Origin of the sequence: Nonomuraea sp. K271, from assembly GCF_009908215.1 — a bacterium.
In the GTDB taxonomy this organism is placed as follows: domain Bacteria; phylum Actinomycetota; class Actinomycetes; order Streptosporangiales; family Streptosporangiaceae; genus Nonomuraea; species Nonomuraea longispora.
Genome location: NZ_JAAAHR010000195.1, coordinates 1 through 17331 on the forward strand (window position 1 = coordinate 1; position 17331 = coordinate 17331).

10 protein-coding genes are annotated in these 17331 nt (G+C 72.3%); 3 read left to right on the plus strand and 7 right to left on the minus strand.

The features are described 5' to 3' along the window. From GUY59_RS40690 to GUY59_RS40700, 3 genes are all read left to right on the plus strand, one after another. Positions 1-1096: hypothetical protein (locus GUY59_RS40690; protein ID WP_161714966.1), on the plus strand; the 1096-nt coding region annotated here is incomplete at its 5' end. A 76-nt stretch (positions 1097-1172) separates the two neighbouring features. Further along, positions 1173-3143: a serine/threonine protein kinase gene (locus GUY59_RS40695; RefSeq protein WP_138206895.1), complete on the plus strand. Its 1971-nt coding sequence runs from the start codon at positions 1173-1175 to the stop codon at positions 3141-3143. Between the two features lie 41 nt (positions 3144-3184). Further along, complete coding sequence (locus GUY59_RS40700; RefSeq protein WP_201761936.1) at positions 3185-4027, plus strand: FHA domain-containing protein; 843 nt, start codon at positions 3185-3187, stop codon at positions 4025-4027. Positions 4028-4044: 17 nt separating this feature from the next. Here the strand turns inward: GUY59_RS40700 and GUY59_RS40705 are convergent, their stop codons facing one another. The 7 genes from GUY59_RS40705 to GUY59_RS40735 all read right to left on the minus strand — a co-directional run. Continuing rightward, complete coding sequence (locus GUY59_RS40705; RefSeq protein WP_330849285.1) at positions 4045-5184, minus strand: M20 family metallopeptidase; 1140 nt, start codon at positions 5182-5184, stop codon at positions 4045-4047. A gap of 25 nt (positions 5185-5209) precedes the next feature. Next, positions 5210-6757, minus strand: coding sequence for an AbgT family transporter (locus GUY59_RS40710; protein ID WP_138206893.1), 1548 nt, complete (start codon positions 6755-6757; stop codon positions 5210-5212). A 186-nt stretch (positions 6758-6943) separates the two neighbouring features. Then, the gene (locus GUY59_RS40715; RefSeq protein ID WP_138206891.1) at positions 6944-7264 is read right to left on the minus strand and encodes an AzlD domain-containing protein; all 321 of its coding nucleotides are present in this window, start codon (positions 7262-7264) and stop codon (positions 6944-6946) included. Continuing rightward, positions 7261-8076 carry an AzlC family ABC transporter permease gene (locus GUY59_RS40720; protein WP_138206889.1) on the minus strand — a complete coding sequence of 272 codons (816 nt, stop codon included), beginning with the start codon at positions 8074-8076 and terminating at the stop codon, positions 7261-7263. Before GUY59_RS40720 ends, GUY59_RS40715 begins: the two co-directional genes overlap by 4 nt. Before the next feature lie 3 nt (positions 8077-8079). Further along, positions 8080-13428, minus strand: coding sequence for a non-ribosomal peptide synthetase (locus GUY59_RS40725; RefSeq protein WP_138206887.1), 5349 nt, complete (start codon positions 13426-13428; stop codon positions 8080-8082). Positions 13429-13446: 18 nt separating this feature from the next. Then, positions 13447-17091 carry a non-ribosomal peptide synthetase gene (locus tag GUY59_RS40730; RefSeq protein ID WP_138206885.1) on the minus strand — a complete coding sequence of 1215 codons (3645 nt, stop codon included), beginning with the start codon at positions 17089-17091 and terminating at the stop codon, positions 13447-13449. Next, a partial coding sequence (locus GUY59_RS40735; protein WP_236667988.1) for a phosphopantetheine-binding protein occupies positions 17084-17331 on the minus strand: 248 nt, incomplete at its 5' end. The genes GUY59_RS40730 and GUY59_RS40735, both read right to left, overlap by 8 nt.

Genomic DNA, 17331 nt, shown 5'->3' on the forward strand with positions numbered 1-17331 from the left:
GTCCCCACCGGTCCGCGCGCGGGAGCGGCGGCGCAGGGCCGTCGTCGTCGGCACGACGCTGGCGACGGCGCTGCTCCTGACGGTCGGCGGGATCGCCGCCTCGGGTCTGCTGGCGCCGACCGGCACCGCGGCCCAGCCGTCCGCGCCGTCGAAGGCGGCGGCCTCCGCGCCGGGTCGCACGGCCGAGCCGGTCGACACCGAGCTCGCCGAAGGGGTCACGCTGCACGAACGCCCCACCGACCCGATCAGGCTGATGTCGTACAGCATCGAGGACAACAAGACCCACGAGGACACCGACTACGCCAGGAACCTGCGGCAGGGCACGTTCGACAAGCGCACCGGCATCCTCAAGTGGCGGGTCTCTCCCGACGGCCGCTATTACGTGATCAGGCAGACGGACTACACCTCCGACGGCTACGACTCCGTGCTCATCACCAACAGCGAGACCGGGGTCAGCTTCCGGGTCAAGACCGTGCGCGAACCTCTGAGCAGCACCATCGAGGGGTTCTCCAAGGACAGCACGAAGATCCTGCTCAACGTGAGCAAGCCGGTCAACGGCAAGAAAGACTGGATCACCACCGGCTTCGCCATCATCCACGTGGACCGGGCCGACCTGGCCAGGAGCAAGGCGAGCGTGGTCGACGTGGACGACGCCACGCTCGGCGAAGGCGACTTCGGCTGGGACGCCGCGGGAGAGGGCGTGGTCTTCTTCCACGAGAAGATCAAGGGGCTGCGCTTCTACGACGCCGCCGGGCGGCCCACGCGCGACGTGCCGGGCGTGGGGGCGCTGGACAGCGGCACCGACCACCAGTTCTCACCCTCGGGCAGGACCTTCGTGACCGACTGCCCCGACGGTGACGACGACCACTGCCTCTGGGACACCGCGACCGGCAAGCGGGTGCGCTCGTTCTCCTCCGACTGCGACAAGGTGCTCGGCTGGTTCGACGAGACGCATCTGTTCTGCTGGGAGCAGGACAACGGCGCCGGGGACGAGATCCGGGTCGTGACCCTGGACGGCAAACTGGTGCGCAAGCTGATGGACGTCCCGAAGGACGTCGACCTCTCTCCCGGGTACGAGGTCAACCTCTCCTCCTGAACCCATCGTCACGGAGCACTAACACAACCGCCGCCGGGGTTGTCGTAGATCCACGGCATGAACACACAATGGCGCCATGCCATCCTTCACACCGCTCGTGCCCGGCGATCCTCCGGAGCTGGGCGGCCTGGAGCTTCTCGGCAGGCTGGGTGAGGGCGGACAGGGCGTCGTCTACCTCGCGAGCACACCCGCGGGCGCTCACGTGGCCGTCAAATGGCTGCGCGCGGACCAGGCGGACGACGAGCGACGCGTCCAGCGCTTCCTGCGCGAGGCGCAGGTCGCCAAGGAGGTGGCGCCCTTCTGCACCGCGGTCGTGCTCGACACGGGCGTCGCGCACGACCGGCCGTACATCGTCAGCCAGTACGTCGAAGGCCCCTCGCTGGAGCAGGTCGTCCGGGACGAGGGGCCGCTCACCGGCGCCGCGCTCGACCGGCTGGCCATCGGCACCGCCGCCGCGTTGGTCGCCATCCACGAGGGCGACGTCGTGCACCGTGACTTCAAGCCGGGCAACGTCATCATGGCCGGCGACGGGCCGCGCGTGATCGACTTCGGCATCGCGCGCACGCTGGACCCGGTGCAGATGACGAGCAGCACGCAGATCGGCACGCCGGCGTACATGAGTCCGGAGCAGGTCCTGGGCCGGCCGGTGGGGCCTGCGGCCGACATGTTCTCCTGGGCGGCCACGATCGTCTTCGCGTCCTGCGGGCGGGCGCCGTTCGGCCATGACGGGCACCACGCGGTGACCGACCGGGTGCTCAACGAGCCACCCGACCTGGGGACGCTCGACGGGCCGCTGCGCGAGGTGGCGGAGCGGTGCCTGGCCAAGGACCCGGCTGAGCGGCTGACGGCCCAGCAGGTGATCATGCGGCTGCTGCGCAGGCCGCAGGCCGGAGCCGACCCGCTGAGGGAGGAGACCTGGGAACCGCCCGAGGAGGACGCCCCCGAGCCCGTACGACCTGCCGAACGCACGCGCCGGCCCGTCACGGGCATGGTCGCCGCCGCCGTCGCGCTCGTCCTGGTGTCGGGCGCGGCCGGGGTGGCCGTGGGCAGGGCCATGGACGAGCCGAGCCCCGTCGCCGCCCGGCCCGCGACGCTGGCCCCGTCGGGCACGCCCGAACCCGTGAGGACGGAGCCACCCGGCGGCCGGATGACGCTCTACGAGAGCCCCTCCGACCCGATCAGGCTGACGGCGTACGAGGTGCAGGACAAGAAGGCCGACACCTACGTCGACTACGCCAGGCTGTCGCTGGACGGCACGTTCGAGAAGTATCCCGGCAACGCCAAGACGCTCGTCTCCCCCGACGGCCGCTATCTCGCGGAGAGGCCAAAGCTCTACACCGACGACGACTACAGCTCCGTCCTGCTCACCAACAGGGAGGCGGGCACCAGCTTCCGGGTCAGGACCGTGCGCAAGCCGCGGAGCGGCTCCCTCCAGGCCTGGTCGAGGGACGGTACCCGGATCCTGCTCACCATCACCGAGAAGGTCACGACCGGCAAGGGCGAGGAGGAATGGCCGACCGTGGGCTTCGCCGTCCTCACCGTGGACCAGAACGACCTCGCCAGGAGCTCCGTCAGCGTGATCGACGTGCCCGACGAGGCGATCCGGGAGCACGACTTCGTCTGGGGCCCCGGCGAGCGCAGCGTGGTCAGCCTCTACGGCGACGACGAGGGCCTGCGCTTCTTCGACTTCTCCGGCAGGCGCGTGCGCGACGTGCCGGACGTCGGGACGCCGCCGTTCGACGAGGCGCAGATCTTCTCCCCCTCGGGCTCGACGTTCGTGACCGACTGCCCGAGCGGCCACGACGGCGACCACTGCCTCTGGGAGTCGGCCACCGGCAAGCAGGTCCGCGCGTTCTCCTCCGACTGCGACACGGTGCTCGGCTGGTACGACGAGACGCATCTGTACTGCTGGGAGCGGGACAACGCGAGCACGACCGAGCTCCGGGTCGTGGACTTCGCGGGCAAGCTGGTGCGCAAGCTCATCGAGGTACGCCCGGGGCCCAGCGTGATCGTGCACTACACGCTCAACCCGGCCACGACCTCCTGAGGCCGGGACCCCTCCCGAGAAGCGGCGGTTACCGTGATCGAGTGCATGGAGAGAGGATCGACGGCATGGCGTGGACGATGCGCAGACCGCAGACCAAGGTGGACATCTTGCCGAAGGAACTCGGGAACTTCGCCGACGAACTGCCCCCGGCGCAGCCGGGCACGCTGTTCGTACGGGGGGCCAACGGAGGGATGCGCGTCGCGCCGGACGCCGGGTTCGACGTGGTGTTCGGGCGGTGCGAGCCGGACGTGCACATCTGCGTCGGCCCGAACGACCCGCACGTCAGTCGTCGGCACGGATACATCACCCGCGAGGACTCCGCCTGGACGTTGTACAACCTCGGCAGGCTGCCCATCCGGCTGCCGGGCTCGCGGCTGGTGCTCACCGGCCACCGGACGAGGTTGCCGGAGGCGCACACGCCGCTGTTCATCGTCGCCCCTGAGCAGGACCACCTGCTCGAGGTGCGGATCGTGAGGGGAAGGTCCGAACAGGACCGGGACAACCGCCATGACGCCGACACCTGCAACCCGCCCGGGTGGGAGCTGAGCGAGGCGGAGCGCCTGGTGCTGGTCTGCCTCGCCCAGCGTTATCTGCGGCCCGAGCCCTGGCCGCAGCCGCTGACCTGGGCTCAGGTCGCCGACGAACTCCACCGCATCCGTCCCGGCCAGGGCTGGACGGGCAAACGTGCCGCCCACATCGTCAACCAGACGCGCAAGCGGCTCAGCACCAAGGTGGCGGGGCTGCGGGAGGAGGAGATCCCGCCGCCGCTGGGCAACGCGCTCAACCACAACCTGATCACGGAGCTGCTGGCGAAGTCCACGATCGGGCCGGCCGACCTCGCCCTCCTCGACGGGCCCGACCCGACGGACGCTCCACCCGCGTAGCCGGACCCGACGCTTGCTCAGCCGGTGTAGCCGGTGATGATGCCCATGGTGAGGGCGGTGCGTTCCGGGATGTGGTCGACGATGGCGTGCTCGGAGCGGGAGTGTGAGCCGGCCCCGACGGGGCCGAGCCCGTCGAGCACGGGCCGGCCGAGCGCGGAGACGAAGTTGGCGTCGCTGGCGCCGCCCACCCCCGCCTCACGCAGGTCGAGGCCCTGCTCGATGGCGGCCTTGCAGGCCCTCGCGAACAGGTCCTCCGAGGCGGGGTTGGGCGTCATGGGAGGCCGGTTCCAGCCGCCGCCCAGTTCGATGGACACGCGCGGGTCGGGGGAGCGCAGCGCGGCGAGCGCCGCGTCCACGCGGGCCATCTCGTCGGGATGGGAGACGCGTACGTCGATGCCGCACGTGGCGCGCCCGGCGGTGACGTTGGTGCCGGTGCCGCCCTCGACGACGCCGACGTTGATGGTGGTGCCGCGCTCGGGCGCGCCCATCGCGGCGATGTCGAGGATCAGCGCGGCCAGCGCGTGCACGGCGCTGGCGCCGGCCGTGGGGTCGAGCCCGGCGTGCGCTTCGATGCCGGTGGCGGTCACCTGGAAGATGCCCACCCCCTTGCGGGAGGTCTTCACCGCCCCGTCGATCGCGCCCTCGAAGACCAGGGTGGCCAGCGCGCCGTCGCTGGCCGCCTCGATCCGTTCGCGGGAGGCCGGGCTGCCGATCTCCTCGTCGCCGTTGAACAGCAGGCGGACCGAGGGGTGCGGGAGGCCGAGCTCGCGCAGCCCGCGCACTGCCCACACGGCCTGGACCAGGCCGGTTTTCATGTCGAAGACGCCAGGCGCGCTGATGACGCCGTCGCTGACCCGCCATGGCCAGCCGGCGAGGGTGCCGGCCGGCCAGACGGTGTCGTAGTGGCCGACCAGCAGGACGTAGCCGGGGGCCGTGCCGTGGTAGGTCAGCTCCAGCACGTCGCCGTGGCGCCCGCCGTCGTGACGCTGGAGCAGGTCCGGCTTCCCGATGCGGTCGGCGGCCCAGTCGCCGATGTCGTCGAGCGCCCGGTCGAGCAGTGCCTTGTCGTCGCTCGGGCTCTCCAGCTCGACGAGCCTGCGCAGGTCGCCGAGCATGGCGGGAAGGGCCTGGTGGGTCCACACGGGAGCCGGTGTCACTGATGGTTCCTTAATCTAGAGGGAATTACCGGACGGGTACGCCCGGTCCGAGGGGAATGCCGAGGGCCCACCACAGCAGGAACAGCAGCGTCCAGGTGACGAGCATGACCAGGCACAGAGGCAGCACGAGGGCCATCAGGGTGCCGATGCCGGACGACTTGCGGTAGCGCTGGACGAATCCGAGCACCAGCACGAAGTAGGGGCTCATCGGCGACAGCGCGTTGGTGCAGGAGTCGGCGATGCGGTAGAGCGCCTGGGTGGTCTCCGCCGGGATGTCGAGCAGCATCAGCATCGGCACGAACACCGGGCCGACCAGAGCCCACTGGGCGGAGCCGCTGGTGATCAGCAGGTTGATGATCGTGACGATGAGCAGGATGCCGATGAACACGACGGGGCCGGTGATGCCGGCCGCCTTGAGCACTTCGGCGCCCTTGATCGCGATGATCGTGCCGATGTTGGTCCACGAGAAGTAGGCCAGGAACTGCGAGATGGCGAAGAACAACACGATGACCGGGGCCATCTCCCGCATGCCGTGCGCCATGAAGTCGGGCACGTCGCTGCTCTTCTTGATGGTGCCGACGATGCGGCCGTAGACGATGCCGACGACGCAGAACGCGACGCCGATCAGCAGCGCGATCGCGCCCAGCAGCGGGCCGAAGTCGAGGTCGCCGTTCTCGTCGCGCAGCGGCGAGCCCGACGGGATGATGGCCAGCGCGACCAGCGCGGCGATCACCAGCAGCGCGATGCCGGACCAGCGCAGGCCGCGCCGCTCCACGTCGGACAGCTTGAGGTCGCCCAGGTCGCCGACGTCGGCGTCGTCGTCGATCGGCATGCTCTTGGCCCGCTTGGTGAGCAGGGTCTCCGTCACCAGCGTGATGATGCCGGCGAGCACGAACGACGAGGCGAGTGAGAAGAAGTAGTTGGCGAGCGGCGTGACGTTGACGCTCTGGTCGATGGTGTGCGCGGCCTCGGTGGTGATGCCGCCCAGGATGACGTCGGTCGGGGTGACCACGGGGCTGGCGTCGAAGCCGGCCGCCACCGAGACGTACGCCACGATCACGCCGATGATCGGGTTGCGGCCCACCGCGTAGAAGGCGAGGCCGCCCAGCGGGATCAGCACGATGTACGCCGAGTCGGCGGCAGCGTGGGAGATCATGCCGGTGAAGGCGAGGGCGAAGGTCACCCAGCGCGCGGGCACGCGGGAGATGCCCCGCCGCAGCACCGCGGCCAGCAGCCCCGACTTGTCGGCCACCGCGACGCCGAGCATGACGGCGAGCACCGTGCCCAGCGCTGGGAAGGTGGCGAAGTTGTCGATGGCGTCGCCGAGCATGACCGCGAGGCCGTCGGCCGACAGCAGGTTCTGGGCGACAACGGTCTTGTTGTCGGCGGGGTTGACCGCCGAGACGTTCAGGGTGGCCAGGAGCCAGCTGAGCGCCATGAGGAAGGCGCTCAGGAAGACGAAGAGCCAGAACGGATGGGGGAGCTTGTTTCCGGCGCGCTCAATTCCATTCAGAACGCGCAGGGTCGCGCTCATCATGCGCGACTCTTTTTCCACGGTCAGGGGGGTGGACATGAAGCCAGATATTAACCGCACTCGTAACGGATGCGCAAGCGGTAAGCAGTCGTACCGAAGCGCCTCCCTGACTGTACCAGAGACAAATGGTCTTGGTGAGAGTCAATTGCATCGCCGCACGTCAGTAGGGTTTGTATCGTTCCAAAAATAGGCGTGAAGAAATGCATCGCAAATACGGTTCACTTTTCAACCGATCAGCCACCTGCTCACATAGAAAGCGGCGATCCCGATCGACGTGGAGAGCAGAAATCTCTTCGAGATCACGCCTGCCGCGAAAGTGATCGCGCCGCCGATGAGATACGGATTGGCCAGCGTCAGCTCGATGCCCTTTCCGGACGGTGTGAGAACGGCCGGGAAGACCAGCGCGGCCAGCACCGCCGGCGGCGTGTACTTCAGCAGCATCTCCACCACCGCGGGCATCTCCCGGCCGGCGAGCACCGCCAGCGGCAGATAACGGGGCAGGAAACTGCACAACCCCATACCGATGATCAGCAGCAGCATGCTCATGCCACGTTCTCCTTCTCCTTGCTCGCCTTCGGCGCGTTCTTCCGCGTCGCCAGCTCGCACCCCGCGCCGACCGCGGCCCCGACGATCGCGGCCAGCACCACCCCGAGGTTGTACGGCAGGCCGTGCGCCAGCATCACCGTCACACCGGCCGAGCCGATGGCCGCCGCCACCCGCCAGTTCGTCAGCCCGATCGCGAGCATGGCGATGAACATGGCGGTCACCGGGAAGTCCAGGCCGAGCTTCTCCACGTCGGGCACGGCAGACCCGAGCGACATGCCGATCACCGTGCACGTCATCCAGGTGACGTACAGCAGCCCCGACGCCCCCAGGAAGAACAGGTGCTTGTGGTGGGTGAGCCTGCCGTTGCGCAGGCGGTCGATCGCCACGAAGAACACCTCGTCGATCAGCCCGAACCCGAGCACCACCCGCCAGCGCTGCGGCACCTCCTTGACGTACGGGATGAGGATCGTGCTGTACAACAACATCCGCAGGCCCAGGATGAGCGTGGTCAGGATGATCGCGGGCCAGCTCGCGCCGTCAGCGATCAGGGCGAAGCCGACGAACTGCGCGGTGCCGGAGTTCACCGCCATCGCCAGCCCTAAGGTGGCGAACTCCGACAACCCGCTCGACAACCCCAGCACGCCGCCCGCGATGCCCATCGGGATCGCGGAGGCGAGGAAGGGCATCGTGCTCCTGACCCCGGCCAGGAACACCTGGCGCGGGGTGGGTGGCGGCGCCCCGGGCGGCGCCCCGGGTGGCGGCTCGGGTGGCGGCTCGGGTGGCGCCCCGGGTGGCGGGTCGGTGGCGGACATGTTCTAGAGCCCTTCCTTCCATAGCGTGCGCACCAGGGCGGCCACGGCGTCGGGCGCCGTGCGGCAGAAGTAGTGGCCGGCCGGGCCGATCTCGGCGAGCCGGATCGTGGCGGCGAAGCGGGACCACTCCGTGTGCCGCCGGGCGTACCCGGGGGTGAGGGGATCGTCGGCGGCGTACACGGTGGTGAGCGGCACGCCGAGCGGGGCCGCGCCCTGCTGTTCGAGCAGGTACGTGTTGGCGGCGCGCGAGTCGTGCCGGAACACTCCCGCCACGAACGCCGCCTGGGCGGGGTCGAGCGCGTCGAGCCCGGTGAGCCCCGTGACGTCGGCCAGCCAGGCCACGACCTCGTCGTCGGTCATCGCCTCCGCCTGCCGGACGGACTCGCGGGTGGTGCCGGCGTCGTGCAGCAGCTTGCCCGCGACGACGACGTGCCGCGGCGGGTCGCCGGCCGCCTCCATGAGGCGGGCCGTCTCGACCGCGGGCGCCGAGCCGACGCAGTGGCCCCACAGCAGCACGGGCAGGCCGACGGTGGCGCGGATCTCGTCCGCCACCAGCCGGGCCGCCTCGCGTACGGACACGAACGGCTCGTCCGGCCGCCCGGCGTCGTGGCCCGGCAGGTCGACGCCGTAGACGGCGACGCCGCCCTCGGCGAGCGCGGTGGCCAGCGGCTCGAAGTTGGCGGCGTCGCCGCCGGCGTACGGGAAGCAGACCAGCGCACACGCGGCCCGGCCGGGATCGTCCGTCAGCGGCCTGAGCAGGCGGCGGGGCCGGGGCGGGGCGTCCCGCTCGGCCTGCGCCTCGAGGTTGGCCTCGGCCACCGCGCACAGCGGCCCGAACGTCGAGTTGCGCATCAGGTCGGTGAGCGTCACCAGGCCGCCCATCTCCATGACCACCCGCATCGCCGACAGTGAGCCGCCGCCCAACTCGAAGAAGTTGTCGCCGAGCGTGATGGACTCCGCCGGCACGTCGAGCACGCCGGCCCACGCCTTGGCGATGCGCTGCTGCAGAGCGCCCTCGGGACGGCCGCCCGAGCGGGGGACGCTCCGGCCGGCGGAGCGGCGGAAGCGCCTGCGCTCCGGCTCGGGCACCAGCTCGACGCGGCCGGGCAGGCGGCGGCCGTGCAGCCCCGTGCCGACCGTGACGCTCTCGTCGCCTGCCGTGACGAGGACGGCCCTGCCCGGGGTGGCGAACGGCACCCGCAGGCCGTGCGCGTCCACGAACCGCAGGCGGGCGGGGCCGGGCAGGAGCCCCGCCACCTCGGCGGGCAGGTCCTCCGACTCCTCGGCCGCGTCCAGCGCCGCGCTCTCCTCGCCCGGCAGCAGGTCGGCCAGATGGTGCGGGGCGTCGGGGTCGGCGGTCATCGCCTCGAACGCCGCCCGGTAGTACGCGCCCATCCTGGCCACCTGCCAGGGCTCGAAGAGGTGGGCGTGGTAGTGCAGGCTCAGGCGTACCTCGTCGGTGGCGAAGTGCCGGGAGAACTCGGCCCGCACCACGAACTCGGTCTCCGAGTTGGCCCGCACGTCGAGCAGCGCGAACCCCTCACGCTCCTCCAACTGCCGCAGCAGGTAGAAGTGGGTGAAGTTGAAGGCCGTCTCGAACAGCGGGTCCTGGGTCTCCAGGTCGTGCTTCATCTGCGCCATCGGGTAGCGCCGGGCCGGCAGCAGCTCCACCTCCGACCGGTAGACCTGGCGTACGAGGCCGGCCCAGGAACCGGGCTCCATGCGGGCGCGGAACGGCACGGTGTTGAGGAACAACCCGATGGCCTCGGTGGCGCCCTCGTTCTCCGGGCGGCCGCTGTGCTCGTACCCCGTGATGACGTCGGGCTCGCCGCTGATCAGCGAGATCACCTTCACATGCGCGGCCAGCGCGACGTTTTTGACCGGCACGGACAACCGCTCGGCCAGGGCCACGATCCGGTCCGACAACCCGGCGGGCAGCTCCACCTCGTGGAAGACCACGGGGAAGACGTCCGGCGCCGCCGCGCTCCTCGTCCTCGGCAGCTCGGTGAAAACGCCGTCCGACAACACTTCCGCCCAGTGCGCGCGGTGCTCGGGGTCCGCGAGCGAGCGCCGCTCCAGCGCCACGTAGTCGCGCACGTGGTTGCCCGCCGGGGCGTCGGGCAGCGGCCGGCCCTCCAGCAGCCGGTGGTACAGGTCGAACAGCGTGGTGTGCACCAGCGTGATGCTCCAGCCGTCGAGCGCCGAGTTGTGCTGGCTCAGCGTGTACCTGAACAGGTCGTCGGCCAGCACGTGCACGTGGAGCCGCACCAGGCCGGGCTCGGCCCACACGAAGCGGTGCGCCTTCTCCCGCTCCAGCCAGTCGCGGTGCCACGCCTCCTGCTCGGACTCGGTCATGCCGCGCAGGTCGGCGACCGTCAGCGGGCTCGGCGCGTCCGCGTGCACGAGCTGCAGGGACTCGGTGTAGCCGGTGAGGTGGTAGCCGGTGCGGAAGATCGGGTGGCGGGCGGCGAGGATCCGCGCCGCCTCCTCGAACCGTTCGGCGTCGAACGTGCTCTGGATCGTGTAGCTGATGATGTCGTGGTACTCGACGGTGCCGTGCGACAGCTCGCTCTGGAAGACGAGCCCTGCCTGGAGCTGCGTCATCGGGTACGCGTCCACGACCCCGTCGGGGATCTTGGCCAGGTCCTCCGGCCTGAGCAGCTCGAACGGCCGCAGCTCCCGGTCCGTGCCGCTCCCCGTGCCGCTCCCCGTGCTCTCGCCGGCGACCTCGGCGAGGCGGGCCACCGTCGGGTTCTCGAAGAGCTGCCGGAACGTGAAGTCCAGGCCGAGCGCGCGGGCCCTGGCCAGCACGGTGACGAAGCGGATCGAGTCGCCGCCGAGCGCGAAGAAGTTGTCGTGCACGCCGACCCGTTCGGCACCGAGCACCTCGGCCCAGACGCGGGCCAGGTCGGCCTCCACGGGCGTGCGCGGCGCCTCGTACACGCTGCCCTCCGCCGGCTCGGGCAGCGCGCGGCGGTCCAGCTTGCCGTTCGGGGTGAGCGGCCAGCGTTCCAGCGTCACCAGCCGGGCGGGCACCATGTACGCCGGCAGCGACCGGCGCAGGTGCTCCTTCAGCTCGTCCTCGGGGACCGGCGCCGCCGACACCACGTAACCGCGCAGCCCGTCAGGCTCGCGGGCCACGACCACGGCGTCCCGCACCGACGGGTGCCGCCGCAGCCGCTCCTCGATCTCGCCCGGCTCGACGCGGTACCCGCGCACCTTGAGCTGGTGATCCATCCGGCCCAGGAACTCGACGGAGCCGTCGGTCCGCCGTACCGCCCGGTCCCCCGTACGGTAGACGCGTTCCTCACCCGCGTGCGGCGCGGCCGTGAACCGCTCCGCGGTCAGCTCCGGCCTGCCCAGGTAGCCGCGGGCCAGCTGCACCCCGGCGATGCACAACTCGCCCGGCACGCCGACCGGCTGCGGGCGCAACCCGGCGTCGAGCACGTGGACGCGGGTGTTGGCGACCGGCCAGCCGATCGGCACCCGGGTCTCGTCGCCCCGGCACTGGTAGTGGGTGACGTCCACCGTGGCCTCGGTGGGGCCGTACAGGTTGACCAGCCGCGCCGACGGCATGACCTCGTGGAAACGCCGCACGTGATGCGGGGCCAGCGCCTCGCCGCTGGCGAACACCTGGCGCAGCGGGCCGGGGCCCTCCTGCGCGCCCGACACGAAGTCGAGGAACGCGTCCAGCATCGGCGGCACGAAGTGCATCGTCGTGACGCCGTACCGTCGCACGGCCGCGACCAGCGCCTCGGGGTCGCGCTCCGCGCCGGGCGCGGGCAGGCACACCGCGGAGCCCGCCAGCACACCCCAGAACAGCTCCCACACCGACACGTCGAACGACGTGGGCGTCTTCTGCATGATCACGTCGGCGGCGTCGATCGGGTACGCCCGCTCCATCCAGGCGATCCGGTTGACGGCCGCCCGGTGCTCGATCTGCACGCCCTTCGGCTCGCCGGTCGAACCGGACGTGTAGATGACGTACGCCAGATCGCCGCCGTCCCCGAGTACGGGCGGCGGGCTGGAGTCCGGCGCGTACGCGGCCTCGTCCGTGAGGTCCAGCGTCGCCACCCCCGTGCCCGCGATCGCACCCGCGAGGTGCGGCTGGGTGAGCACCAGACGCGCGCCGCTGTCCCGCAGCAGGTACACGATGCGTTCCCGCGGGTTGCCCGGATCGATCGGCAGGTACGCGCCGCCCGCCCGCACCACGGCGTGGATGGCCGTGAACATCTCCGGCGACCGGTCGGCCAGCACTGCCACCAGGTCGTCCCGGCCCACACCCCGGGCCCGCAGGGTGTGCGCCAGACGGTTGACCCGCGCGCCCAGCTCGGCGTAGGTGAGCCGGAAACCGTCCCCCACCAGGGCGACGGCGTCAGGGGTCGCCGCCACCCTGCGGTCGAACAGCTCGTCCAGCCTCCCCGGCCCGTCGAAGGCGACGTCCGTGGCGTTCGCCCCGGCGCTCAGCGCGCGGTCGGCGACGGAACGCAGATCCAGCGCGCCCAGCTCCGTGTCCGGGTGAGCGCCGGCCTGGTCGAGCAGCAGCATGCAGTGGACGAGCAGGCGCCGCGCGGTGCCGGGGGTGTGGACGGCGGGCCGGTACCGCAACCGCAACGTCAGCCGGCCGGCCTGCCGCGCGAAGGAGAACACGACAGGAAACCCCGGACGCCCACCGCCCTCCGCCGCGTCGCCCGGTGAGCCGTTCGCCGCGTGATCGGCCGAGTCGTGCACCGTGTTGTCGTGCACTGTGTCGACGAGCACCGCCGCGAAGGGGTCGTCGCCGTCGTGCGGCGTGCTGCCGGAATCGCGGGCGAGCAGTTCGATCGGGTAGTCCTGGTGCTCGGCCGCCGCCCGCAACCGGGTGGCGACCTCGCCGAGCAGGCTGCGCAGCGTACGGTCGTCCCCGATGGGCAGCCGCAGCGGCAGTGTGGCGGCCAGCGGCGGGGGCCCGCCCGCGACCGGGAGCGCGGGCACGGCCAGGACGACCTCGTCCTCACCCGTGTACCGCTGGAGCAGCGCGCCGGCCGCGGCGACGAGCACCGCGTGCAGGGCGGCGTCCCGGCCTCTGGCCAGCTTGAGCAGCCGGCCCGCCAGCGAGGGATCGAGCTCGCGCGCGACCACGGCGACGCCGCCCGAGCCACGGCCGTCAGGGGCTGGGGCGGCGGCCGAGGCGTCGTCGTCCGGGGCGGCCGGCGCGCGGACACCGGGGGAGCCGGTGCCCGCCGGGACGTGGTCGGCGGGGAAGCCGGCGCGTTCGGGCAGGGCGGCCAGCTCCGTACGCCAGAACGCGCCCTCGCGGGGCCGCTGGGCGGCCGCGACCTTGAGCCTGCCCAGGCTCTCGATGGATTGCATGTGCTCCCTCACCCCTGATCAGAAGTCGAAGTCGAACGCGAGCTCGGACAGGTCATGGGGGGCGGCGGCCCGGAGCGGCTCACCGAGCGAGCCGAGCGGCGTGCCGGGGTCGGCGAGCGCGGCGTCGAGCAGCGCCAACAGCTCGTCGCGGAACAACTCCACGGTCGGACGCAGGAACAGCGCGGTGGCGTACGCCCAGCGGGCGGCGTAGTCGTCGGGCTCGACCTCGATCTGCAGGTCGAGGTCGAAGATCGTGCGTCCGGTGAGGTCGGGCCGCCAGCGCGGGCGGCCGCCGAGGAAGTCCACCCGCTGCAGCCCGGTGTCCTGAACCGCGAAGAACGTGTCGAAAAGGGGATGCCTGCCGTGTCCGGACGGCCGCCCATGGCGGGCGACGTCGAGGGTGTGGTCCTGGTGGTCGACGGCGGCCACGGCGTGCGCGGCCACGGCCCGCAGATGCTGGAGGAACGGCAGCTCGGCCGAGGGCCGCGCCCGCAGGCAGAGCGTGTTGACGAACATGCCCAGCACCCGGTCCACGCCCGGCAGGTGCCGCCCCGACGCCGCCGTGCCGACCGTCACGTCCGCGCTGCCGCTCACCCGGCCGAGGAAGGCCGTGTACGCGGCCAGCAGCACGTGGAAGGGCGTCACGGATTCGGCGCGGGCCAGCTCTCTGACCGCCTGGGCCCGGCGCGGGCCGAACCGGAACGCCAGGTGCCCGCCCTCCGTCGTGCGCACCGAAGGCCGCGTCAGGTCCGCGGGCGCATCGGCGAGCACATCGACGGGCAGGTCGAGCGGCGCGACCGGCCGTTCGAACGTCTCCTCCCAGAAGGCCCGCTGGCCGTCCGACAACGCCCGCCGTTCCGGCCCGGCCGCCCACTGGGCGTAGTCCCGGTAGCGCAGCTCCGCCGCCTCCGGCGGCCGCTCGCCCCTTACCAGCGCCGCCCATTCGCCCATGAGCAGGGTCAGGGCGTGGCCGTCGGTGAGCAGGTGGTGCACGTCGAGCGCCAGCCGGGTCCCGGCGTCGTGCCGCACCAGCGCCGCCCGCCACAGCGGCGCCCTGGCCAGGTCGAACGGGCGGACCCAGCGCCGCGCCCACGCGTCGGGGTCCTCGCCCGGCGGCAGGTCCACCGCGTCGATCGTGACGCCCCGCGGTTCGCGGACCCGCTGGTACGGGCGGCCGTCGCCGTCCACGGCGATCTCGGCGCGCAGGATCTCGTGCCGCTCCACGAGCGTGGCGAGCGCGGCCGTCAGGCGCCCCTGATCCACCGGGCCGGGCAGGTCGACGACGACGGGCAGGTTGTACTGGGTGTCGGCCGGGTCCTTGACCTGCTCGACGTGGACGCCGTGCTGCTGGGGCGACAGCGGTGTGCGCTCGGTGGCCGTACCCGGACGCGGCCCGGTGACCTGCGTACGGTCCGCCGCTCGTACGGTGTCGGCCAGCTCCGCGACCGTGCGGGCGGACAACACGGCCGACACCGGGCAGGCCACCCCGAAGCGGCGGCGTACGAGCGCGGACACCCGGGTCGCGGTCAGCGAGCTGCCGCCGAGCCGGTCGAGCGGGTCGTCGGCGCCGATCCCGCGCACGCCGAGCACGTCCTCCCAGAGCCCGGCCAGGATGCGCTCCACCTCGTCCCGAGCCGCCCGGCCGCCGGTCGCGACCTCGGGGTCGGGCAGCCCGGCCAGGTCGACCTTGCCGTTGCCGGTCAGCGGCAGTTCGGGCAGCACCACGAGGTGAGCGGGTACCAGGTGAGCGGGCAGCCTTCGCTCGATCTCCGCCCGCACGTGCTCCGCCTCGACGCGGCCTTCGACGTACGCGCACAGGTGCGGCTCGGGCGTCCCGCGCGGCACCACCGCCGCGCCGCTGACGCCCGCCACGCCCAGCAGTGCCGCTTCGACCTCGCCCGGCTCGACGCGGAAACCGCGCACCTTGACCTGGCGGTCCTCGCGGCCGAGGAAGTCGATGGAGCCGTCGGGCCGCCGGCGGGCCCGGTCGCCCGTCCGGTACAGCAGCCGCCCGGCATGGCGGACGAAGGCCCGCTCGGTGAGTTCCGGACGCCCGTGGTAACCGGTCGCCATGCCGTCGCCGCCGACGTACAGGTCTCCGGGGACGCCGGCGGGCAACGGGAGGCGGTCCTGGTTGAGCACGTACGCGGTGGTGTTGGGGACCGGGCGGCCGATGGGCACGCGCGCGCCGAACGGCCCGGCGACGGTGTGCACGGTGGAGATGACCGCGTTCTCCGTCGGCCCGTACGCGTTCACCAGCCGCAGCCCGGGACCGGCGCGCAGCACGGCCTCCGCGTGCTCGGGGGAGAGCACGTCGCCCCCGACGAGCAGGTCACGCAGTGGCCGGAACACGGCAGGGTCCTCGTCCGCCAGCCGGGAGAACAGTGCCGACGTGAACAACGCCGTGGTGATGGCGGCGTCGGCCAGCGCCCGGCGCAGCTCCCCGGCGTCGAGGAACGTCTCGCGGTCGAGGACGTGCAGGGTGCCGCCGTTGAGCAGCGCACCCCAGATCTCCCAGACGGAGGCGTCGAACCCGGTCGCCCCCACCTGCGCCATCCTGGTGGTGGCGTCCAGGCGGACGTACGCGACGCCGCGCACGAGGCGCACGACGCCCCGGTGCGGGATCATGACGCCCTTGGGGCGTCCGGTGGTGCCGGAGGTGTACATCAGGTACGCGGGTGCGGCCGCGTCGCCGGGCGCCGGGCCCACCGGCTCCGGTTCGCCCGTCCAGTCGTGGTCGCCGAGGTCGACGACCCGCGACCCGGCGGGCGTCGCGGGCGGCCGTCCCGAGGCGATGAGCAGCTCCGCGCCGCTGTCCTCGATCGTGAACGCGACGCGCTCCTGCCCGGTCGAGGGGTCGATGGGCAGGTAGCAGCCGCCCGCCTTCAGCACGGCCAGCGCCGAGACGACCAGCTCAGGGGTACGCGGCAGCAGCAGCGCGACCGGCTCGCCGGGACGCAGCCCCGCCCGGAGCAGCGAGCCCGCGAGCGACATGCTGCGGTGGTCCAGCTCGGCGTACGTGAGGATGGTGCTCCCGTGCACCACGGCCGGATGGGCGGGCGCCCGCTCGGCCTGTTCGGCGAACAGCCGCTCGATCCGCCGGTGCGCCGGGTAGCCGGTGGCGGTGTCGTTCCAGCGGCCGAGCCGGGCGTGCTCGGCGGAGGACAGCGGATCGACCTCGCGGATCGTGCGGTCCGCCGGCGTGGCCAGCACGGCGGCCAGGTGGGCCGCGTGGCGGGCGGCCATGCCCGCGTCCCCGCCGGGGGCGTACCGCAGCCGGGCGCCGCCCCCGTCCAGCGCGAGCACCAGCGGGCCCGTCGCCTGCCCGTCGCCGCGCGCCAGGACGGGCAGCGGTTCCGGACCCGGCGCGTACGGTTCGGCGGCGGCCAGCGCGCGCTTCACCTGCTCCGCGAGCGCGGCGAGCGTGCCCGCGGGGTCGATCGTGAAGCTGACCACCTCGTCCGCCCCGCCGTCGACGACGCGGAAGGCCTGGTCCCTGCGGCCCGTGTGGTGGTATAGCAGCGCCGCCCACGCCACCAGCGCGTCCGCCGCCCCGACGCCGGCGGGACCCACGACGGGGAACCCCTGCTCGCCGAGGCCCGGTTCCGCGCCGGCGGGTTCCGCGGTGGCGAGCCAGTCCAGCAGCCCGGTGCCGTCACTCATGGCCGAGCACCCGCGCAAGGCCGCGTACCGTCGGATGGAGATAGAGCTCGCGCAGCGGCAACGCGGGCAGGTCCCGTTCGCGCATGGCCGCCGCCAGCCGGATCGCCAGGAGCGAGTTGCCGCCGAGCTCGAAGAAGTTGTCGTCGTCGCCCACCGGCACGTCGAGCACCGATTCCCAGACGGCGGCGAGCATCCGGGTCAGGTCCACCGTGGCCCCCGTGGGGGCGGGCGGGGCAGGCG

What these genes read in the sequence shown, in the direction of transcription:
- GUY59_RS40695 (WP_138206895.1), top strand. Translation starts at nt 1,173, where the DNA reads ATGCCATCCTTCACACCGCTCGTGCCCGGCGATCCTCCGGAGCTGGGC.
- GUY59_RS40710 (WP_138206893.1), bottom strand. Translation starts at nt 6,757, where the DNA reads ATGTCCACCCCCCTGACCGTGGAAAAAGAGTCGCGCATGATGAGCGCG.
- GUY59_RS40715 (WP_138206891.1), bottom strand. Translation starts at nt 7,264, where the DNA reads ATGAGCATGCTGCTGCTGATCATCGGTATGGGGTTGTGCAGTTTCCTG.
- GUY59_RS40720 (WP_138206889.1), bottom strand. Translation starts at nt 8,076, where the DNA reads ATGTCCGCCACCGACCCGCCACCCGGGGCGCCACCCGAGCCGCCACCC.
- GUY59_RS40725 (WP_138206887.1), bottom strand. Translation starts at nt 13,428, where the DNA reads ATGCAATCCATCGAGAGCCTGGGCAGGCTCAAGGTCGCGGCCGCCCAG.
- GUY59_RS40730 (WP_138206885.1), bottom strand. Translation starts at nt 17,091, where the DNA reads ATGAGTGACGGCACCGGGCTGCTGGACTGGCTCGCCACCGCGGAACCC.